The organism is Bradyrhizobium sp. UNPF46, from assembly GCF_006658625.1.
GTDB lineage: Bacteria > Pseudomonadota > Alphaproteobacteria > Rhizobiales > Xanthobacteraceae > Bradyrhizobium > Bradyrhizobium nitroreducens.
In genome coordinates, this window is the sequence record NZ_LFJB01000086.1 from 87,041 (window position 1) to 106,980 (window position 19,940).

General features: G+C 59.7%; 18 protein-coding genes. 7 read left to right on the forward strand and 11 right to left on the reverse strand.

Annotation, left to right across the window (positions count from 1 at the left end; translation table 11 throughout):
• Positions 1 to 52: 52 nt before the first annotated feature.
• The 4 genes from UNPF46_RS31160 to UNPF46_RS31175 form a co-directional block, all read right to left on the reverse strand.
• Positions 53 to 1,000 (reverse strand): hydroxymethylglutaryl-CoA lyase, encoded by a 948-nt coding sequence (locus tag UNPF46_RS31160; RefSeq protein WP_142252568.1) that lies wholly within the window; start codon positions 998 to 1,000, stop codon positions 53 to 55.
• Positions 997 to 3,000: an acetyl/propionyl/methylcrotonyl-CoA carboxylase subunit alpha gene (locus UNPF46_RS31165; protein WP_246668774.1), complete on the reverse strand. Its 2,004-nt coding sequence runs from the start codon at positions 2,998 to 3,000 to the stop codon at positions 997 to 999. The genes UNPF46_RS31160 and UNPF46_RS31165 overlap by 4 nt, the downstream gene beginning before the upstream one ends.
• A 7-nt stretch (positions 3,001 to 3,007) precedes the next feature.
• The gene (locus UNPF46_RS31170) at positions 3,008 to 4,615 is read right to left on the reverse strand and encodes an acyl-CoA carboxylase subunit beta (protein WP_142252570.1); all 1,608 of its coding nucleotides are present in this window, start codon (positions 4,613 to 4,615) and stop codon (positions 3,008 to 3,010) included.
• 109 nt (positions 4,616 to 4,724) lie between these two features.
• Positions 4,725 to 5,441 carry a TetR/AcrR family transcriptional regulator gene (locus UNPF46_RS31175; RefSeq protein WP_142252571.1) on the reverse strand — a complete coding sequence of 239 codons (717 nt, stop codon included), beginning with the start codon at positions 5,439 to 5,441 and terminating at the stop codon, positions 4,725 to 4,727.
• Between the two features lie 123 nt (positions 5,442 to 5,564).
• Between UNPF46_RS31175 and UNPF46_RS31180 the strand changes: the two genes are divergently transcribed.
• From UNPF46_RS31180 to UNPF46_RS31210, 7 genes are all read left to right on the forward strand, one after another.
• Positions 5,565 to 6,353 carry an enoyl-CoA hydratase/isomerase family protein gene (locus tag UNPF46_RS31180; RefSeq protein WP_181770193.1) on the forward strand — a complete coding sequence of 263 codons (789 nt, stop codon included), beginning with the start codon at positions 5,565 to 5,567 and terminating at the stop codon, positions 6,351 to 6,353.
• 103 nt (positions 6,354 to 6,456) lie between these two features.
• Positions 6,457 to 7,311, forward strand: coding sequence for an ABC transporter ATP-binding protein (locus UNPF46_RS31185; protein ID WP_181770194.1), 855 nt, complete (start codon positions 6,457 to 6,459; stop codon positions 7,309 to 7,311).
• Entirely contained in the window at positions 7,308 to 8,102 is a 795-nt protein-coding gene (locus tag UNPF46_RS31190; protein WP_142252573.1) for an ABC transporter ATP-binding protein, read from the forward strand. The genes UNPF46_RS31185 and UNPF46_RS31190 overlap by 4 nt, the downstream gene beginning before the upstream one ends.
• Positions 8,102 to 10,036 carry an AMP-dependent synthetase/ligase gene (locus tag UNPF46_RS31195; RefSeq protein ID WP_142252574.1) on the forward strand — a complete coding sequence of 645 codons (1,935 nt, stop codon included), beginning with the start codon at positions 8,102 to 8,104 and terminating at the stop codon, positions 10,034 to 10,036. Before UNPF46_RS31190 ends, UNPF46_RS31195 begins: the two co-directional genes overlap by 1 nt.
• Entirely contained in the window at positions 10,036 to 10,908 is an 873-nt protein-coding gene (locus UNPF46_RS31200; protein WP_142252575.1) for a branched-chain amino acid ABC transporter permease, read from the forward strand. The genes UNPF46_RS31195 and UNPF46_RS31200 overlap by 1 nt, the downstream gene beginning before the upstream one ends.
• A 1-nt stretch (position 10,909) precedes the next feature.
• Positions 10,910 to 11,956, forward strand: a complete 1,047-nt coding sequence (locus UNPF46_RS31205) for a branched-chain amino acid ABC transporter permease (RefSeq protein ID WP_142252576.1) — start codon at positions 10,910 to 10,912, stop codon at positions 11,954 to 11,956.
• Between the two features lie 30 nt (positions 11,957 to 11,986).
• Positions 11,987 to 13,147: an ABC transporter substrate-binding protein gene (locus tag UNPF46_RS31210; RefSeq protein ID WP_142252577.1), complete on the forward strand. Its 1,161-nt coding sequence runs from the start codon at positions 11,987 to 11,989 to the stop codon at positions 13,145 to 13,147.
• A gap of 508 nt (positions 13,148 to 13,655) precedes the next feature.
• On the opposite strand, the gene UNPF46_RS31215 is transcribed toward UNPF46_RS31210, so the two are convergent.
• The 7 genes from UNPF46_RS31215 to UNPF46_RS31245 are packed head-to-tail and all read right to left on the reverse strand — an operon-like array spanning position 13,656 to position 19,930.
• Positions 13,656 to 14,672, reverse strand: a complete 1,017-nt coding sequence (locus UNPF46_RS31215; RefSeq protein WP_142252578.1) for a branched-chain amino acid ABC transporter permease — start codon at positions 14,670 to 14,672, stop codon at positions 13,656 to 13,658.
• A complete protein-coding gene (locus UNPF46_RS31220; RefSeq protein ID WP_142252579.1) occupies positions 14,669 to 15,532 on the reverse strand; it encodes a branched-chain amino acid ABC transporter permease in 864 nt (287 codons plus the stop codon). Before UNPF46_RS31220 ends, UNPF46_RS31215 begins: the two co-directional genes overlap by 4 nt.
• Positions 15,533 to 15,534: 2 nt before the next feature.
• Complete coding sequence (locus UNPF46_RS31225; protein WP_142252580.1) at positions 15,535 to 16,239, reverse strand: ABC transporter ATP-binding protein; 705 nt, start codon at positions 16,237 to 16,239, stop codon at positions 15,535 to 15,537.
• On the reverse strand, positions 16,232 to 17,002 hold the full coding sequence (locus UNPF46_RS31230; RefSeq protein ID WP_142252581.1) for an ABC transporter ATP-binding protein: 771 nt from the start codon (positions 17,000 to 17,002) through the stop codon (positions 16,232 to 16,234). Before UNPF46_RS31230 ends, UNPF46_RS31225 begins: the two co-directional genes overlap by 8 nt.
• Positions 16,999 to 18,240, reverse strand: coding sequence for an ABC transporter substrate-binding protein (locus tag UNPF46_RS31235; RefSeq protein WP_142252582.1), 1,242 nt, complete (start codon positions 18,238 to 18,240; stop codon positions 16,999 to 17,001). Before UNPF46_RS31235 ends, UNPF46_RS31230 begins: the two co-directional genes overlap by 4 nt.
• A 13-nt stretch (positions 18,241 to 18,253) precedes the next feature.
• Positions 18,254 to 19,414 (reverse strand): acyl-CoA dehydrogenase family protein, encoded by a 1,161-nt coding sequence (locus tag UNPF46_RS31240; RefSeq protein WP_142252583.1) that lies wholly within the window; start codon positions 19,412 to 19,414, stop codon positions 18,254 to 18,256.
• Positions 19,415 to 19,465: 51 nt separating this feature from the next.
• Complete coding sequence (locus UNPF46_RS31245; protein WP_142252584.1) at positions 19,466 to 19,930, reverse strand: MaoC/PaaZ C-terminal domain-containing protein; 465 nt, start codon at positions 19,928 to 19,930, stop codon at positions 19,466 to 19,468.
• Between the last annotated feature and the right edge of the window lie 10 nt (positions 19,931 to 19,940).

Here is a 19,940-nt window from a genome sequence, read left to right on the forward strand (position 1 = left end):
CCTCTTCGATAATTGACCGATTCGGCTCCGAAAGCCGACCGGCGTGGCATTCTCACTTTTTTCTTGGGATCCCGGCATGCATCAGCTTGCCGGCAAGCGGCCGCCCGATCATGCGCTCTGCAAACAAAGCCGCTTCGACGAGTATCTCCAGATTGATGCCGGTCTTGATTCCAAGCTCATGACACATGAACACCATGTCCTCGGTGCAGATATTGCCGGCACCATGGGAATTTGCATGCTTGGCAAACGGACAGCCGCCTAGTCCCGCGACTGAACTGTCGAACAGGTCCACGCCCATCTGCAAGGCAGCATAAACGTTGGCGGCACCGAGACCGCGCGTATCATGCAGATGCGTTCCAATGCGAACTGCGGGCACCGCATTGCGCACGGCGGAGATTCGGCGCTTAATGCTCTCCGGATTAGCCCAGCCGACCGTATCAGCGAGGTAGATATGGGGAAGCGGCCGCTTGGATGAAGAGCACAATTCCTCAAGGAACCGGACAGCGTCGACGACCTTGCTGACCGCGACTTCACCTTCATAATTGCAGCCGAACGCAGTGATGATGTAGGCTTGCTCAAAGGGCACGCCCGCGTTGTCATAAAGCTCCAGCCACCTCTTCTGTTTTTCGCGCAACTCGAGCACGGTACAGTTGTTATTCTTCAGACAAAATTCGTCAGTCGTGTAGACGAGTATCTTTCCATCGAGGGTAATGCCCGGCGTTGCCACGGCTCGTCGAAAGCCCGCTTCGTTCAACCAGAGTGATGTGTAGCGCGTACCGGGCTTCTTATCGATCGCAGCAAATAGTTCGGCTGTGTCAGCCATCGTTGGAACGGCCTTGGTACTGACGAACGAACCGACCTGGATCTGCTTTAGACCCGATTCGGCGAGAAGCTCGATCAGCACCTTGCGCTGCTCAAGCGGATAGTGCGTCTTTTCCATTTGAAAGCCCTCTCGCGGGCCTTCCTCGTGAAACTCGACTGAAGACGGAAATTCGCTCAATTTAATGCCCTCGTTTCGATTTGCTCAAGGGTTACGACGATCGAGTTTCTCTCGACGAGATCCCCGCAAGCACAATCGACCGACGTCACTCGACCGTCATATGGCGCGTTGATGCTGAGTTCCATTTTCATCGACTCCTGAACTATCAGCGTGTCGTTTTCTTTGACTAGATCGCCCACAACAACGTTAACCTTGATTATCTTGCCTATCATGGGCGCGGAGAGCTTACCGCTGGCCTGTTCATCTCGGCCTGCGTCGGTCAAAAATGGTTCAGCGGCGAACGTAAAGCTGCCGAAGGGGCAAGAAATCCAAATCTGCTGATTTCGCACGCGATAGGCCGCCGCAATCGCGCGATCGGAGAACACTGCAAGGCAACGATTCTCGGCCGTCTTGCGAAATGCAAAGGCGTGGATATGGTCGTCGATCGCAAGCGACGTGATGGATGATATTTCGGGTCCGAGATGAACGCTGTAACGACGATCGCTTGCGACGAGAACGTAGGAAGGTTTTTGAGACGGGTGGTTGTTGCCATCGCTCAGACGCCATCCGCCGTGACCACTCCAAATATCCGCCTCAAGCCGAGGGTAGTTGTGTTCGAGCCACACCTTCGCCGCGATCGCCACAATCTCCGATGAAGGGGCAACTTCGGTTACCAAGGATGACAGTTCGCGGTCGATGAAGCGGTTATCGACAGTGTTGCTCACGACAGCGGGATGATTCAGGAGATGAGACAGGAATTTGAGGTTCGTCTGCACTCCCGTCACCAGGGTAGCCTCGATCGCAACCTTCAAGCGATGTATCGCTTCAGCGCGCGTCGGTGCACGAGTTATGATCTTGGCGATCATGGCGTCGTAGTAGGGCGTTACATAAGAGCCGGCATCAACACCGGTGTCCACGCGCACGTTCGAGCCTGGAACGGCGATAGCGTAGATTTCTCCGGTGGATGGAATGAAACCAGCACTCGGGTCTTCTGCATAGATCCGCGCCTGGACTGAATGTCCGTTCGCGCGAACCTCTTCTTGCCGAACAGGCAGCTTTCCGTTGACTGCAATCCTGATCTGAACTTCGACGAGATCCAGGCCCGTTATCTCCTCCGTAACCGTGTGCTCGACCTGCAGACGCGGATTACACTCGAGGAAGAAGAACTTCTCGCCTGCGACCAGGAATTCCATGGTTCCAAGGCCGCGGTATGATACGCGCTCTGCCATTCGAACGGCTGCTTCGAGCAGCCTCTGGCGCATTTTAGGCTGTAGAGCCGATGAAGGAGCTTCCTCGATGACCTTCTGAAATCTGCGTTGCAGGGAACACTCACGCTCGTAGAAGTGAACTACTTGACCGGCACCGTCGCCAGCGACCTGCACTTCAATATGACGCGGCTTGTCGATAAACTGCTCAACGAGGATGTCGGGCCGCCCAAACGATGAATGTGCTTCGCGCATTGCTGACTCGATGCTCTCCCTCAAGCCAGCAAGACTCGAGACGACGCGAACCCCACGGCCTCCTCCGCCCGCCGCTGCCTTCAGCAGTACCGGCAACGACAGTGCGCGGACAGCCTTCTCGACGTCGGCCAAATCCGCAAAGCTTCCGTCGCTCCCCTCAATAACCGGAATGCCGGCCGCCACAGCTTCGCGCTTTGCATCCCACTTGTCGGCGAAGCGCCGCATTGTTTCGGCGCGAGGTCCGATGAAGGTCAGTCCGGCCGCCTCGACGGCGGCCGCAAAATCGGCGTTCTCGGAGAGAAACCCAATCCCGGGATGAACTGCCGTCGCACCAACTCGCTTGGCCGCAGCAACAATCGCAGCGACATTGAGATAGCTGTCGGCCGCCGCCGCCCCTCCAACCTCGATCGATTCACCGATCTCACGCACGTGCAGCGCTTCTCGGTCGGCTTCGGAATGTATCGTGGCCGACGCGATCCCCAGCCGCGTGCAAGTTCGATGAATACGGCAAGCAATTTCGCCGCGGTTAGCGATCAGTATTTTTGTCATTGTCTGGATCATGTTCAACTTACATCCGCAACACGCCAAACCGGGTTTCGTCGGTTGGCACTCGGGCCGCGAGATCAAGCGCAAGTCCCATCACCTGCCGGGTTTCTGTCGGATCGATGATATTGTCGATCCAAAGATTGGCCGCGAAATTGTTCATGGATGCGAAGGCGCTGAACTGCTCCCGGATCGGCTGCTTGAAGGTCTCCTCGGCCTCCGGCGACCATTCGATGCCCTCCCGCTCGCGCTTGGCACGTTGAACCATCGCAAGCGTCGTCGCGGCCTGTTCCGGCCCCATCAGCGCCGCGCGGCCGTTCGGCCAGCCAAACGAAAAGCGCGGCTGAAATGGCCGGCTGCACATCCCCATGTAGCCTGCACCGTATGAGGAGCCGATGACGAGGTTGTATTTCGGCACATTTGCGGATGACATTGCCGTAATCATCTTGGCGCCATCCTTGGAGATCCCGCGCTGCTCGGCCTCCCGACCTACCATGTAGCCCGTGACGTCCGCAGCGAAGAGAAGCGGGATCTCGCGCTTGCAACAGAGATCGATGAAATGAGCTGCCTTGATGGAACTATCCGACATTAGCGGCCCTTGATTGGCCAGTATCCCGATGGGAAACCCTTCGATATGCGCGAATCCGCAGAGTAATGTTTCGCCAAAATTTGCCTTGAACTCATCAAACCGACTGTCGTCGACGATGCGTGCGAGAATCTCGCGCGTATCGGACTGGACCCGCGTATCCAAGCTTATCAATCCGTACAGTTCTTCAGCGGCGTATCGCGGACTCACCGCGGCTTGTGGTGGCCGAATGTGACGCGGCGTTGCAGGCAGATCACCGACAAGGTCACGCAAGATTAGCAAGGCATGCTGATCGTTGTTCGCCAGGTAGTCGGTTACACCGCTGACCTTGCTGTGCATTTCAGCCCCACCCAACGCCTCGCGTTCGACAACTTCTCCCGTCGCCGCAAACACGATTTCAGGTCCACCCAGATGGACATATCCTTGATTGCGAACGATGATTGTCTGATCGGACAAGGCCGGAACGTAAGCGCCGCCTGCGGTGCAGGCCCCGTGGACAACAGCAATTTGCGCAATACCTTCGGCGGATTGGCGAACGATTTGATGAAAAACGCTGCCGTATTGACCTTCGTCAGGGAAGATGCCCGCCTGCTCGGGAAGAAACGCACCGCCTGAGTCGACGAGCGTGAGGTTCGGCAAGCGATGCTCCCACGCAATCTTTTGAGCACGCACATGCTTTTTTGCTGTCATGCGATAGTATGTGCCGCCCTTTACCGTGGCTTCGTTCGCGATGATCATGCAGACGCGACCATTCACGCGCCCGATTCCGGTCACGATGCCAGCACCCGGTGGCAACTGGTCATAGAGACCATCACCCGCAAGCACGCCTAGCTCAAAGAACGGCGAGCCTGGGTCTAGCAAGCTTTGGACCCGATCGCGCGGCAACAGTTTCCCCGCGGCTTCATGCCTATTTCGCGCCTTCTCCTCTCCTCCGCTCCGCGCCCGGCGGCGCCGCTCATGAAGATCAATGAGGAGCGAGCGATAGTGCGCCTCGTTCTTCTTGTAGGAGGCAGATCCGACTGCCGCTTTCGATCCGATGACGGCCATTTCATACGCATCCTGTCCAAGCGCGCGCACCAATACCTACCGTATATTAGTTAGATAATGGTTCCGTCAAGCCTCCGCCTGATAGGCCCCTCGATTCCCTATAACGGAGCTATCGACGCGGCGATCGCTTGTTGCCGCCCTCGGCGCGCGGAACATCTCTCGGAGCGATGCCGTCGAACATCATATTGCAGGTGGCGTTGGCGATGGCATCGACCGACTTCTTGCGAGGATTGTACCATTCGGTCGACCAGTTCATCGCGCCGATAAGAAGCAGCCGAACCAGGGATAAGTCGATATTCGGCGCGATTTCCCCGGCTTTTTGCGCATCTTGAAGCAGTTGACGCCAGTAGTCGCCATACTGACGACGGATCGATAGGTTTTTCTCCCGCAGACTGTCCGGAACAAGGGGGAAGTTCCGGATATTTGCTGAGGTATAATCCCCGTGCTCAAGAAGGCTCGAAAGGTGAGCCACAATCGCCACTCTGACTCGCTCGCGGTAGGTTGCTGCAGGCCCCAGCGCATCGAGCGCGCGGCGAACGTCGTCGTAGACTATTTCGATCCCCTTGTGCAGGACCTCCTCGATCAGAGCGTCCTTGGAGGGAAAGTGATAGTAAAGACTCGCGGTCTGCAGGCCTACCTCATCTGCGAGATCCTGCAAGCTGGTGACCGCCAGACCCTTCTTGTTAAGCCACAACGCCGCTGCATCAAGAATCCGACGACGCGTTTGCTCGGATCGCTTAATCTTTCCAGGCTTCTTTTCAGATTTGCCCAGGACCGCGCCGCCTTCTTTGCTTCTCACCGAGCCCCCTTGCGCAAGATCTGTCACCGCCGAATACCCTCTCTATCACTACCGCACAATTTCCGCCAAGCCGACACTTGCAAACAATCTTTGCAGCGTTTATAATTCTACCTATCATTCGATAGAATAACTACTTGCGAAGGTTATAACGTGCAGGACCGTTCCCCTGAAATAACTTGCGAGCGGCGCGAAGGCGTTGCGCTGATAACCCTCAATCGCCCAGAGGCGCGTAATCCGCTCTCATTGACTCTCGCCGACAGTTTGCTTGCGCTGCTTGACGAACTCGAGGCTGACGACAGAGTCAGCGTCGTAGTTTTGACCGGGGCAGGCTCCGTATTCTGCTCAGGCGCCCAGCTTGGAGAGGTCGTCAGTTTGGAGGGGATTGATTCCGAGGTTCAATTCCGTAACATCCGCGGATTCAGCAAGATTGTTCAGCGCATCCGGGATTTGGACCTTCCGGTGATCGCCGCGCTGAATGGCCCCGCAGTCGGAGGCGGCGCTGCACTTGCTTTAGCCTGCGATATGGCTCTGGGAACGGACAAGGCGACTTACTTTTTCGCGTTCGGCCGCGTCGGCGCAGGCGCCAACGACATGGGTTGCGCCTATCTTCTACCAAAGCTTGTTGGCGCCGCGAGAGCACGGCATTGGCTTTTCACCGGTGCAACTGTCTCGGCAGATGAGGCTCACAAAGCCGGCCTCCTTCTCGACGTCGTCCCATCGAACCAGCTAGTCGATCGAGCCCTTGAAATTGCTCAGAGCGTAATGGTCGCCTCGCCGCGTCGGGCTGCGGCAGTCACTAAGCTTGCGATCAACCGAGCTGAAGATACGGACCTCCAGACTTGTTTGAGCTATGAAGTCTACCTGCAAACGTTCCTGTTCACGAGAGACGAACATAAGGATCGTTTGAAAAAGCTTCTGACACGATTGGGATCAGGTTAGCTTCGCTTCTCACACATTACCTATTCATTTGAACGGCCAGTCGGATTATGACATGCCGCATATCAACGACAGCCGGGCAAAAACGAGCAGCAGGTGTAACGCGATGCCGACCACGCTCCCGACACAGGCGGCTCCGGGCGGCGCGCAGGCGGCGCCCGATCCGTCATGCCTGCTCGAATTCCGCAACATCCGCATCGTCTATGACAACGCCATCGAGGCGATCCGCGACGTCAGCATTGCCGTGCCCGAAGGCGGCATTGTCGCCCTGCTCGGCTCCAACGGCGCCGGCAAGTCGACGCTGCTGAAGGCAATGTCGGGAATTCTCTATACCGAAGAAGGCGTGATCGAGAACGGCACGATCAGCTTCCGCGGCGAGGATGTGCATCAACTTGCGCCTGATGAATTGGTTCGGCGTGGCATTGTCCAGGTGCCGGAAGGTCGCCGGGTGTTTCCGGCGCTGACCATCGACGAAAACCTCCAGATGGGCGGCTACACCAAGACCGCCGCCGAGGCGCGCGACCGCCGCGAAAAAGTGTTCGCCTTGTTCCCGCGCCTGTTCGAACGCCGCGACCAGATCGCTGGCTACATGTCCGGTGGCGAACAGCAGATGCTGGCGATCGGCCGCGCCTTGATGACGGATCCGGTGCTGCTCGCGCTCGACGAGCCGTCGTTGGGCCTCGCCCCGCTGATCATCGACCGCATCTATGAAGTGATCGCCAAATTGCGCGACGAGATGAAGATGACGGTGTTGCTGGTCGAACAGAACGCCCAGCGCGCGCTCGATATCGCCGACTACGGCTACATCCTGGAGACCGGCCGCGTCGTGCTCGACGGCACCGCAAAGAAGCTCGCCGCGAACGAGGATGTGCAGGAATTCTATCTCGGCGTCTCCAACGCCGGCCGCAAGAGCCTGCGCGACGTCAAGCATTACAAGCGCCGTAAACGGTGGCTGTCGTGACGGACCTGCTCACCCTGGAAACCCTGAGCAAGCGTTTCGGCGGCCTGCAGGCGGTCGCCGAGATCAGCCTTTCGGTGAAGGCAGGCGAAATCTGTAGCGTTATCGGACCGAACGGCGCCGGCAAGACCACCCTGTTCAACATGATTTCCGGGGTGTTGCGCCCGAGCGGCGGCCGCATCACTTTCGACGGCACCGACATGGCCGGCGTCTCGCCATCGCGCTTCGCCGCCAGGGGGATCGGACGCACGTTCCAGAACCTCGCACTGTTCAAGCACGGCACCGTGGTCGAGAACATCCTGACCGGCCGGCATACCCATCTGCGCTCCAACGTGCTCGATGCCGTGATCTTCTTCGGCCGCACCAGGCGCGAGGAGATCGAGGCCCGGCGGCGGGTCGAGGAGATCATCGAGTTTCTCGAGATCGAGCATATCCGCGACGCCATTGTCGGCACGCTGTCCTACGGCCAGCAGAAGCGCGTCGAGCTGGCGCGGGCGCTGGCCTGCGAGCCGAAACTGCTACTGCTAGATGAAATGGTCTCGGGCATGAACCAGGAAGAGACCGAGGATATCGCCCGCTTCGTGCTGGATATCCGCGACGAGCTCGGCATCACCGTCTTGATGATCGAGCACGAGATGCGGATCGTGATGGATATCTCCGACCGGATTCACGTGCTGAATTTCGGCCGCAAGATCGCCGAAGGCACGCCGGCCGAGATCAGAAACAATCCGGCGGTGACGGAGGCCTATCTCGGCGGTCATCGTTCGGAACCGGCGACACAGGTGAGCGCGTGATGTCGGTTCTCGAAAGCCCGCGCACCGAACACGCCGCGATCCGGTCGAACCCGGCGCAGACGACGCCTGTGATCGGTTCTGGTTCGCTGCGGACGGCTCTGAAGAACGCGGCAATCACGGTCCCGCAACTGCTGCGGCAGCGTGCGGAGATGCACGGCGACAAGCTCGCACTGCGCGAAAAGGACTACGGCATCTGGAATCCCTACTCCTGGAACCATTACTACCAGACGGCACGCGCGGTCGCGCTCGGGCTGCTCTCGCTCGGCATCAAGCCGGGCGACCGCGTCGCCATCGCCGGCGAGAACACGCCCGAATGGTTCTATGCCGATCTCGGCGTCCAGATGATCGGCGCGGTCGCGGTCGGCATCTATCCGACCAATCCCTGGGTCGAACTGCAATATATCGTGCGTCATTCCGGTTCGCGGGTGGTGATTACCGGCGACCAGGAGCAGACCGACAAGGTGCTCGACGCCATCAGCCACAATGACGGCTTGCCGGCGCTCGAAGCCATCGTCTGCGTCGACACCAAGGGACTGCGGCAATACCGGCAGCAGCAGTTGATGTCGTTCGAGAGGCTGTGCGAGCTGGGCCAGACCTACGCCCGCGAAAACCCCGAGGCGCATGCGGCGCTCGATCGCCTGATCTCGCAGGGTTCGCCCGATGACGTCTCGATCCTGGTCTATACGTCGGGCACCACCGGGCCGCCAAAGGGCGCGATGCTGACGCACCGGAACCTGGTCTATGCGGCCTATATCTACGCCGAGACTGTCGGAATTGCTGACAAGCCGTTCGAGGCGGTCAGCTATCTCCCGCTGTGCCATGTCGCCGAGCGTTGTTACGGCGAGGTCACGCATCTGGTGCTCGGCGGCGTGGTCAGCTTCGCGGAATCGATCGACACCGTCGCGCTCAACATTCGCGAGATCGCGCCGACGTTCTTCGTCGGCGTACCCCGCATCTACGAAAAGTTGCAGCAGGGCTTTCTGTTCCGGCTTGGCGAGAGCGGCGCGCTGCGCCAGCGCTTCGTCAGGGCCTGTCTCGGCTGGGGACGAACGCTGTCGGACCGGCGGCAGGCCGGGACCCAGACGGTGTTCGACCGCCTGCTCTACGGACTGCTGTATCTCGCCCTCTTCCGCAACATCCAGCGCCATCTCGGCTTTGCCTACAGCCGGCACCGTCTGTGCGCCGGCGCGTCGATCTCGCCGGAGACGCTGCGCTTCTTCGACATTATCGGTCGCCCGGTCTCGCAGGGCTATGGCTTGACGGAAAGCGGCGGCGTCGCCTTCATCCAGACCGGAAGCCACCACCGCATCGGCGGCTGCGGTGTGCCGCTGCCGGATACCGAATGGAAGCTCGACAGCGATGGCGAGATCCTGTTGCGCAATCCCGGCGTGTTCAAAGGCTACTTTCTGGACGAAAAGGCCTCCACCGCCTCGGTAGAACCCGACGGATGGCTGCGCACCGGCGACATTGTCGAAGTGCTCGACAATGGCGAGATCGCGGTGGTCGACCGCAAAAAGGCGATCATCATCACCGCCGGCGGCAAGAACATCGCGCCATCCGAAATCGAGAACGCGCTGAAGGACTCTGAATTCGTCAAGGAAGCGATTGTGGTCGGCGAAGCCAAGAAATATCTCGGCGCCATCATCCAGGTCGACTTCGACAATGTCGGCCGCTGGGCGCGCGACAAGGCCCTGCCCTATACCAACTACAAATCGCTGTCGCAGCTCGAGGAGGTGCACGAACTGGTCGAGCGCATCGTCAACGAGACCAACAAGCGTTTTGCCCGGGTCGAGAATATCAGGCGCTTCGCCATCCTGGAAAAGGAACTCGACCACGACGACGGCGAATTGACCGCCACGCAGAAGGTCCGCCGCGCCCTGATCGAGAAGAAGTTTGCGCGCGAACTCGCCATCATTTATCCGGCGGAGGGCTGATGCAGTATTTGACGCAACTGCTGATCTCCGGCCTTGCGATCGGCGCCATCTACGGCCTGATCGCGATGGGCTTTGCGGTGATCTACAAGTCCACGGGCCTGGTCAATTTCGCGCAGGGCGAAATGACAATGATCACGGCCTATATAGCCTGGACCATCTCGACCACCGTGAGCGGCAATGTGTTCGTGGTCGCACTCGGCGCGATCCTCGCCGCCGTCGTGCTCGGGCTCGTGATCGAACGGCTGGTGATGCGGCCGATGCTCGGAGAGCCGGTGTTTGCCACCGTCATGGTAACGATCGGGCTGGCGGTCATCCTGCGCTCCTCGATCAACTTCATCTGGGACGCCTATCCGCATGGCCTCGATGTCGGTTTCGGCCGCTCGATCGTGCGGATCGGCTCGATCGGCGTCCGCACCGGCCAGATCGCCGTCATCGCCACGCTTTTGGTTTTACTCGCCGCGATCTGGGCGTTCTTCCGCTACAGCAAGGTCGGGGTCGCGATGCGCGCCGTTGCCGCCGACGATCGCACCGCGCTGTTGATGGGCATCAGCGCAACCCGCGTGCATGCGCTGGCCTGGGCCGCCTCCTCCGTCATCGCCGGCATCGGCGGCGTGTTCTTTGCGCTGTCCTATGACCTCTCGCCGGCGATGTTCCAGCTCGGTCTCAAGGCGTTTCCGGCCACGATCCTCGGCGGTCTCGACGCCGTGCTGGGATCCGGCCTCGGCGGTCTCCTGATCGGCATCACCGAGAATCTCGCCGGCGGCTATATCGGCTCCGGCATGAAGGAAGTGGCGGGCTTTGCCATGATCATCGTGGTGCTGATGATCCGCCCGTTCGGCATCTTCGGCGAACGCGACATCGAGAGGGTCTAGGATGCGCACCGGAGATTTCAAGCAAACCTACGGCGAACTCGTCACCCTGGTGGATTCGCCGCCGGTGTGGCTGTGGTCGGCCGTGTTGGTCGTCGCGCTGATCGCAGCACCTTTCGTGCTGAACTCCTACGCGTTGTCGTTCCTGATGATCATCCTGATCACCGGGGTCGGCGCGCTCGGGCTGAACATCCTGACCGGCTATACCGGCCTGATCTCGCTCGGCCATGTCGGCTTCCTCGTCACCGGCGCCTATGCCTATGCGGTGCTGGTTTCGAAATATCACATGCACCCGCTGATCGGCTTCCTCGGCGCCGGTGTCGTTCCGGCGCTGGCCAGCCTGATCGTCGGCGCGCCGTCGCTGCGGCTGAAGGGGCTCTATCTCGCCATCACCACGCTGGCATTCTCCTTCATCATCAACACCGTGATCCTGGAAGCGCGCTGGCTGACCAACGGCGCCCGCGGCATTTCGGTGCAGCGGCCGGAGATCTTCGGCGTCAATTTCGACAGCGACGCCGCCTTCACCTATCTCTGCCTCGGCTTTGCCGCGCTCACGCTGTTCGCCACCCTCAACATCCGCCGCAGCCGCGTCGGCCGTGCGTTTGTCGCGATCCGCGACAACGACACCGCCGCCCGCGTCATGGGCATCAACCTGCATGCCTACAAGCTGTTCGCCTTCGTCACCTCCGCCTTCATCACCGGCCTGGCGGGCGCGCTGTACGGCATCTACCTGTCGTTCGTCAGCGTCGAGGGCTTTCCGTTCCTGCTCTCGATCGAGGCGCTGGCCATCCTGATTGTCGGCGGGCTCGGTTCGGCGCTCGGCGCCGTGCTCGGCACCATCCTGATCGTGCTGCTGCCGGAAGCGACGCGGCTGGTGTTCAGCCTGTTCAGCGCCCAGATGGACGCGACGTTCACCACCGGCGCGCAGGAGCTCAAGAGCATGCTCTATGGCCTCGTCATCATCCTGTTCCTGCGCTTTCAGCCGCGCGGGCTGGTCGGCGCCTGGCACGATCTCAGGCGAATGTGGGTCAACTGGCCGCTGCGTTACTGACAAAAAGAAAGCCAACAGGAGGAGAAAACAATGATCAAATATCTGGCGACCGCATCGCTGTTGCTCGCAGGGGCGTATTTCACCACCGGCGCCACGCTGGCCGCCGATCCCGGGATCACCGAAACCGAGATCCTTATCGGCGACGTCGAACCCCTGACCGGCCCACCGGCGCTGCTCGGCGTGGCCGCATCGATCGGCCACAAGATCGCGATCGCGGAAGCCAATGCCGCCGGCGGCATCAACGGCCGCAAGATCAAATATGTGCTCGAAGACGACGGTTACGTCACCGCCCGCACCATTCAGGGCACCAAGAAGGTGATCGACGTCGACAAGGTGTTTGCGATGCTCGGCATCTCCGGCTCGGGCCAATCCATCGCCGTGATGCCGGTTCTGGAAAAGGCCGGGATTCCCACCGTGATCGACGTGGCACCGGTCAAGTTCCTATGGGAGCCGCCGCGCAAGAACGTGTTCGTGGTCGGGCAATCCTACGAGGAAGGCATCATCCACCTCGTCAACTATCTCGCCGACAAGAACCCCGGCAAGAAATGGGGCCTGATCACGCAGGACGACGATTACGGCATCACCGTGCGCGACGGCTTCGACACCGTCGTCAAGGCCAAGAAGCTCAACGTGGTCTACAGCGGCAACTACAAGAAGGGCCAGCAGGACTTTTCGTCCGACATGCTGCAGCTCAAGGATTCCGGCGCCGAGGTGTTCCTGGCCGGCGGCATCATCGGCGAGAACATCGCGATGATGAAGGAGCTGGAGAAGCTCAACATCAAGCCGGTCACAGGCATCTTCTGGCCCGGGCGGGTCGAGCCGGTGCTCAAGCTGATGGGACCGGCCGGCGACGGCATCTACGCCGTCGATTATGTCGAGCCGTTCGCGGGTCCGGCCGGCAAGGCGTTTCTGGAGAAGGCCAAAGGCCTGCTCCCCGAAGCCGAAATGAAAGGCATCAACCGCTACAGCATGACCGGCTATGCCGCCGCCAAGGTGTTGATCGAAGCGATCGGCCGCTGCGGCAAGGAGCCGAGCTGGGCCTGCACCATCGCGGAACTGGAAAAGACCAAGAACGTCGAGACCGGCGTGATGGCGCCGATCAGCTTCGGCCCCGGCGTCCGGTTCTCGAACCAGAAGCTGCAGATCATGCAGTCCGAGTTCTCGACGCTGAGTTTCAAGCCTGTGAACTAGGTTCACGGCAACGGTTTCCTCTTCCCTCGCGGGAGAGGAAAGAAACTCTCTCACATTATCATGTCGGACCTTCAGTTGCGGTTTGGTGTCAAGCCACTTTCTTGCTTCCTTGCTCTCCATCTGGCACGGCGGTAGCTTGCCCCGCTGCAGCTGGTCCGAGTTGCGGAGACGGGGCGAGCGCGGCTGACATACGATTGTTAGCCGGGTATCGAGGCCACTATGAGGTGTGGGAGAAATGGCTGTAGCCAAGTCAAGCGACAGTCGAAAGTCGTTTGATCGTGCAGGCAATCCTCGATAACGAGTATGGGACGTTCCCTCGTGGCCGGATCATATATCACACTGGCACACGTCGTTTCATCCTACCGATGGCTTCAGAATGGCCCAACGATCCAGGCCATTGCGGAGAAGTTTCAATTATCTCCTGACCCGCTCGACGTTCGCTCCGACGAACACTACCGCATGTAACGCGATGCAAATGCCCGACGCGCGCCAAGAAAGCTGGATATGATCACTTAGACGTCGGATCCATCACCGTCTGTGCCGGCCGCTGCCGGATCCGAATTGACCAGACCCTGTACTTGGCGACCACCGAACCAAGAATGCCAGTCGGCATGAGGCGGATGACCGCGACTAGTGTTACTCCGAACACGACGAGATGCAGTCCGGGAAGACTGTTAGCTAGCGAGCCGCGAAGAATTTCGCCGAATGGAAAGAGCAAGGCAACACCGACGACCGGCCCCCACAGGGTTCCAATACCGCCGACCACGGTGAACAGCACAATCGAGATGATGAGGATGGGAGACGCGACGACCTCCGGATCGACGAAACCGTCATAATGCGCTAGGACCGATCCGCCGATCGAACTCAGTACTGCGCTTACCATCATCGCGGTGGTCTTTGACCGCAAGAGGTTGATGCCGATGGCCTGGGCGGCGCTCTCGTTCCCCTTCAAGGCCCTCAGATAGAAGCCGAGCTTTGACCTGAGGATTGCCCGGGTCGTCAGCACAGCGATGGCGGCGAATCCGAGCGCGAACAAAAGATTCTGCATTGCGACAGAGATCCTGATCCCTCCCACCGACCAAGGCTGGTACTGGACGAGCAGTCCAGACGCACCGCCCAGAAACTCCGTCCCGATCACGATGACGCGGCCCAGCTCGCCGATCGCGAGCGTCACCAGGGCGAAATATAAATGCCCCAATCTGAACCGAAACGTGATCCAGGAGATCGCCGCTCCGATCACGGAAGATACGGCGGCCGCGCACATGATGCCGATCCAAAGCGGCACGGACAGCTTCAAGAGCATGGCGGCTGGTAGAAGCGCGCCGAGACCGATGAAGACGCTATGGCCCAGGGATAGCTGGCCGCCAATCCCACCGACGATATTCCAGGCCACGGCGAGGCCGATGTAGATCAGCATCTTGGTCGCGACGCCTCCGTAGTAGTCCGGAAGGGCCGCGACGACAAAGGCGATCGCGACGGCCACGAACCCGCCGACGATCCCGACGGTGGCGTTTTCGCTTCTCATGATCGCGACCCGAAAAGGCCCTGCGGCCAGAATACAAGAATTGCTATGAACACGACGTAGGGTACGGCAAAGCCGAGTGGGCCGTTCAGATAAACGTTCCCAACGGACTCAGCGACGCCGATGATGATTCCGCTCACGAGGATGCTCAGCAGATTTCCCATGCCGCCTAGAACAAACGGCATCAGGGCCACGACCGTGTAGTGCAGACCCTCGTTCGGATGGATGGGTCTTCCGGAGACGAGGAGCGACGCGGAGACGGCCAGGATGCCAGCGCTCAGCGCCACGACGACGAGTTGGGTTCGCCGAACGTTGACACCAACCAGCGCCGCCGCCCGTGCGTTCTGGTGGACCGCCCGTACGCTCCGGCCGAAGTCGGTATAGCCGAGGGTCCAGAACAGGGCGGCCGCCAGCAGCCAGGTCGTCACGAACGAGACGAGTAGAGAGGTCTGGACGACGGCGAAGTCACCGATCAAGACGACCTCTCCATCGAGTATCGAGGGAACGCGGTGGAAATTGCCGCCGTAACCCATCAGCAGCGCGTTCTGGATGACGAACATCAATCCCAGCGTGAGTTGGATGACCATTAATTGCTGGGAACTGATTGGCTGGATCAGGTAGCGATAGATGATCGTGGTCACCGCTAAGATGAGCGGGATGGTGATCATAACCGAGACGTAGGGGTCAAGCCCTAAAAGCGACGCAAGCGTCAGCGTCGCGAACATACAGAGGACCATCAGATCGCCCTGCGCGAAGTTGGTGATTCCGCTCACGCTGTAGATCAGCCCCATGCTTAAGGCGATGAGACCATAAGTGCTGCCGATCAGAACGCCCTGGATGACAGCCTGGGAAAGAATATCCACGTTCAGGCTCCCAAATAGGCTCGTTTGACCGCCGGATCGTCGCGCATGTCCTCGCTGCGTCCGGAGATAACGATCTCTCCTCTTTCGAGCACGTAGCAGCGTTGTACGTTGCGTAGCGTGACATTCAGGTTCTGCTCTACCAGGAGGATTGTCAGTCCCTCCCGGTGCAGGGCCGCCAGCGCGGTAAAGATCGTCTGGACGAACTTCGGCGACAAACCGAGCGAGGGCTCATCCAGAATGAGCAGCTTCGGTCCAGACATTAGCGCCCGACCGATAGCCAGCATTTGCTGCTCGCCGCCCGATAGCGTGCCGGCGGCCTGCGACTTCCTTTCGGACAGGCGCGGAAAGAGGTTGAAGACGTATTCCATCCGCTGCGCGCGCTGTGCGCGCGCCTTGCCGGGAAACGAACCGAGGACGAGATTCTCCCAGACGGTCATCGCCGGGAAGAGTTGGCGTCCTTCCGGGACCTGGCTGATGCCACGTTCGGTGACCTCATGTGGCTCCAGACGCGAGATGTCCGCGCCCTCGAAGGTGCAGCTTCCGATCCTCCACGGGACGATCCGGCTAATGCAGTTTACCAGAGTGGACTTGCCTGCATTGTTCGCTCCCAGAAGACCGACGATGTCGCCTCGTTCGATCTTTAACGAGACGCCGCGTAGGATCTCAAGATCGCCGTACCCCGCGTTGATTCCCTCCAGTTCAAGCATCCAGCGCGGCCCCCAGATAGGCATCCTGCACGTCCGGATGCGCCATGACCTCCACTGGCGTACCCTGCATGATCAACTCGCCGAAGTTTAGGACCAGAATGCGGTCCGCAAGCTGCATCACTACCGGCATCACATGCTCAACCATGAGGAAAGTGATCCCGCGCGCGCGTAGCTTCCGGATCGCGGCGATCGGTACCTCCGCCTCGGAGAGTGTCAGGCCCGCCATCACCTCGTCCAGGATGATGAGCTTCGGGCTTGTCGCAACGCATTTTGCGAGTTCCAGACGCTTCCTGCTCTGGATCGGCAACGAGGCTGCGAGATCGTTTCGCTTGTCGGCGAGATCGAGATCCTGAAGGATCTCGTCGGCCAAGTCCCGTGCCTGCGGCAGAGGAAGCTGCAGCATAGCCGCAGTCGCGACCGTTTCGTGGACTGTCAGTTCAGGAAAGACCTGAACGATCTGAAAACTCCTCACCATCCCCAGTTTTGCGATCAAGTGCGGCGGCATGCCGCTCACGTCACGGCCGTCAAACCTGACGTCGCCGGCGTCCGGCCCTATGAAGCCGCAGATCAGACCGAACAAAGTTGTCTTTCCGGCACCGTTCGGCCCGACGACTGCGAGGATCTCGTTCCGAACGAGATCAAACGAGACATCGTTCACAGCGGTCACACCGCCATAGCGCTTCTTGAGATTCCTGACCTTCAGCAGCACGTCGGAGGCTTCGTCAGCGTGCGTCCGAACACCCAACTTCACCTCCAAGGTCATTGGAATGGCCTGGGCTCTGCACGTGCGAACTTCGCCGGCCAGAGGGCCTGTTGGCTACCGTCGGACAGCCATTGCAGCGCGAGGGCCGTCTGGTCGGTCAGGCAATTGTCCTCACCGAAAGCGAGTTCCTTTCGCGGCAGATACAGGTTCGGACTGCCCTGTTCGATCCTGACCTTTTCGAAGGCGTTCTTCAGCGCCTCACGATCGCTCGACCCGGCGAGTTCGAAGGCGGCCTGCATGAGCCGGGCCCCCTGTGCGCCCCAGATCTGATAATGACCGATTGGGCCCTGCATCTTCTTTGCGTCGATCTCCTTCTGCAAATCGGTGACGATCTCCTTGGCCGCCGGCAGTTCGATGCCGGCCACGAAGCCATTGGTAGCGAAGAGATTGCGAGTGAGCACCTGCTCTGCCAGCTTCGGTCCGAGCTCTGTCCAGAGCGAAACATCCGCGTAGCCGGCCCCGCAGCCAAAGAACGTGGTGTCGTTGTATCGCAGGTTCGCCCGCGCCTGCTGCATCAGGACGCCCTCGCGAGTCAGTATCAGGCCGGCGACGGCGTCAGGTTTCACCGACTTGATCCGAAGTATGGTGGACGTCTGATCCTGCGCAGTGCGGTCGACCGGAATCCGTGCCACGACCGTAAGACCGGCGGCCGTTATCATCTTCTCCTGAAAATTCGCAATCTGCTGTCCAGCTTCGTAGTTCGAATAGACGAGCGCTACGGACTTGATGTTGCGCTGCTTCTCCTTGACCAGATGGGTCAAGAAATCGATCGGCGGCGCCGCATATCCCTTTTCGTAGTGCAGCCCGATCGTAAAGAGATACTTCGACCGGCTGTCGCCGCTCGTGAAAGAGAGCGCCGGGATCTTGTGTTCGTCGAGCACCGGAACCAGCGCGAGCATTTCGCTCGTTACCAGTGGCCCGGCGATAAAGGATACCTTCTCCTGTGTGATCAACCGCCGGGCCTCGCTGGCCGTCCCCGCGCTGCCACTTGCGTTGTCGGCCACGACAAGTTCGATCTTGGCGCCGCCCATGCTCTTAATTCCGCCTTCCGCATTGATCCTATCGATCACGTAGCGGAACGGTGGGAACATGTTGGCGGCGTACTGGGCCAGATTGCCGCTGATCGGCAAGATCATTCCGACCCGCACCGCGCGCTCGCTTTGCGCGCGCGCGCTGCGCCCTCCGACCGCGAGTGCACCCGTTCCGGCCAGGAATGTTCGTCGAGAGATTGCGCGCATTTGTCCCGTCCCTTTATGTGAGCATCGACTTGGCGATCACGTTGCGCAGGATTTCACTGGTACCTCCGCCGATCGTGCCGACCCTGGAGTCCCGGAAATACATCTGCATTTCCGAACTCATCATCAGTCCCGCACCGCCCATGATCTGGATACCGGTGTCCGCGCATTTGGAATTGCTTTCCGTAGCGAAGATCTTCGTAACGGCCGCTGCCGTGTTCGGCGCGACGCCTTCGTCCATCAGCGATGCAAGCCGGTAAGTCATCACGCGCGATATCTCGGCCATGCTGCGCATGTCAGCGATCTTGTGGCTGATGGCTTGGTACTCGGTGATTGGCTTACCGAACTGCTTACGCTGCTGCGCAAATTCGATTGCAGATTCTACAATCCTGTAACAATTGCCGCTGGCCGCCGCGGACAGCAACAACCGCTCGACATTCAACCCGCGCATGATGTTCTTCCAGCCTTCGTTGACCCCGCCAAGCACATGGGTTGTAGGGACCTCGACACCGTCAAAAAAAACCTCGTTGGTATGGATCATTCGCCTGCCGAGACCCCGGAGCGGCCGAATGGTCACCCCCTTCGCCTTGGCATCGACGAGGAAGAGCGTGATGCCTTTATGTCGCGCCTCCGGATCTGTCTTCGCCGCAACGACGAGGTAATCGGCCACATGGGCGCAGGTGATATAGACCTTCTGCCCGTCAATCACGAAAGTTTCGTTCTTTGCCAGCGCCCTCGTGCGAATGCCGCTGGCGTCAGAACCCGTGTCGGGTTCCGTCAAACAGAAGGCAAGTCGCAGCTGTCCGGCGATGAGCCTCGGAAGTAGCGACGCCCGCAACTGTTCGCTGGCGCCGAACTTCAGGTGCATGCCGCCGTAAACCACCGTCGTCAGGTAGGCCGAAGCCATCTGCGCATTGTGATACGCGATCGCCTCAATCAGGACGGCCAGGTCCATATAGTTTCCGCCTGCCCCTCCGTATTGCTCATCGTGCGGCAGACCGAGCCAGCCCCCCTCCGCGAGAGCCGCGTACGCTTCGAATGGAAACTCGCTCTTATCGTCGAGTTCCGCCACCTTGGACGCAGGTAGCATCTCCCGAAGGAGCCCAATGACACTCTGGCGCATCTGCACTTGGTTGTCAGATAATCCGAACTCTTCGTTATTTTCAAACAGATGCATTTACCGTCCCTAGAGCTTTTCCTACGTGACGACCGAGCCTTGGAACGCCGCCTATTTCGGCCGGCGCCGATAGAGCAGGGTGGCCTGCATTTCCTGCACGACACGTCCGTCGTGACGCACGCATTCCCTCTTGAAGGTGACAACGCCGCGGTCGGGCTTGCTACTTTCCTTTTTTTCGACGACCTTCGAGCGGAGCCGGATCGTATCGCCGTGCTTGACAGCATCCAGCAGGCGCCATTTGTCGATCTGCAGCAGCGCCAGCAAGGTTCCGTCGTTGATACCGCTCGCGTATTGCAATCCGCCCATGATCGCGTAGACGAGCGGGCCATGGGCAATGGGCTCCCCGAATTGCGTAGTCTTACAGTACTCGAAGTTCGTATGGACCTCGTTGAAATCGCCCGACAGGCAGGCGAAATTGATGATGTCGGTTTGCGTCACGGTCCGGGCCGGGCTTTCGAACTCCTGGCCGACCTCAAAATCGTCGAAATAATGTCCGCGTGGTTTGGCGTTGACCATCTCGTGTCCT

Coding starts and splice junctions, on each gene's coding strand:
- UNPF46_RS31165 (WP_246668774.1), bottom strand. CDS start 3,000: ATGATCCAGACAATGACAAAAATACTGATCGCTAACCGCGGCGAAATT.
- UNPF46_RS31170 (WP_142252570.1), bottom strand. CDS start 4,615: ATGGCCGTCATCGGATCGAAAGCGGCAGTCGGATCTGCCTCCTACAAG.
- UNPF46_RS31185 (WP_181770194.1), top strand. CDS start 6,457: ATGCCGACCACGCTCCCGACACAGGCGGCTCCGGGCGGCGCGCAGGCG.
- UNPF46_RS31195 (WP_142252574.1), top strand. CDS start 8,102: ATGTCGGTTCTCGAAAGCCCGCGCACCGAACACGCCGCGATCCGGTCG.
- UNPF46_RS31200 (WP_142252575.1), top strand. CDS start 10,036: ATGCAGTATTTGACGCAACTGCTGATCTCCGGCCTTGCGATCGGCGCC.
- UNPF46_RS31205 (WP_142252576.1), top strand. CDS start 10,910: ATGCGCACCGGAGATTTCAAGCAAACCTACGGCGAACTCGTCACCCTG.
- UNPF46_RS31210 (WP_142252577.1), top strand. CDS start 11,987: ATGATCAAATATCTGGCGACCGCATCGCTGTTGCTCGCAGGGGCGTAT.
- UNPF46_RS31215 (WP_142252578.1), bottom strand. CDS start 14,672: ATGAGAAGCGAAAACGCCACCGTCGGGATCGTCGGCGGGTTCGTGGCC.
- UNPF46_RS31225 (WP_142252580.1), bottom strand. CDS start 16,239: ATGCTTGAACTGGAGGGAATCAACGCGGGGTACGGCGATCTTGAGATC.
- UNPF46_RS31230 (WP_142252581.1), bottom strand. CDS start 17,002: ATGACCTTGGAGGTGAAGTTGGGTGTTCGGACGCACGCTGACGAAGCC.
- UNPF46_RS31235 (WP_142252582.1), bottom strand. CDS start 18,240: ATGCGCGCAATCTCTCGACGAACATTCCTGGCCGGAACGGGTGCACTC.
- UNPF46_RS31240 (WP_142252583.1), bottom strand. CDS start 19,414: ATGCATCTGTTTGAAAATAACGAAGAGTTCGGATTATCTGACAACCAA.
- UNPF46_RS31245 (WP_142252584.1), bottom strand. CDS start 19,930: ATGGTCAACGCCAAACCACGCGGACATTATTTCGACGATTTTGAGGTC.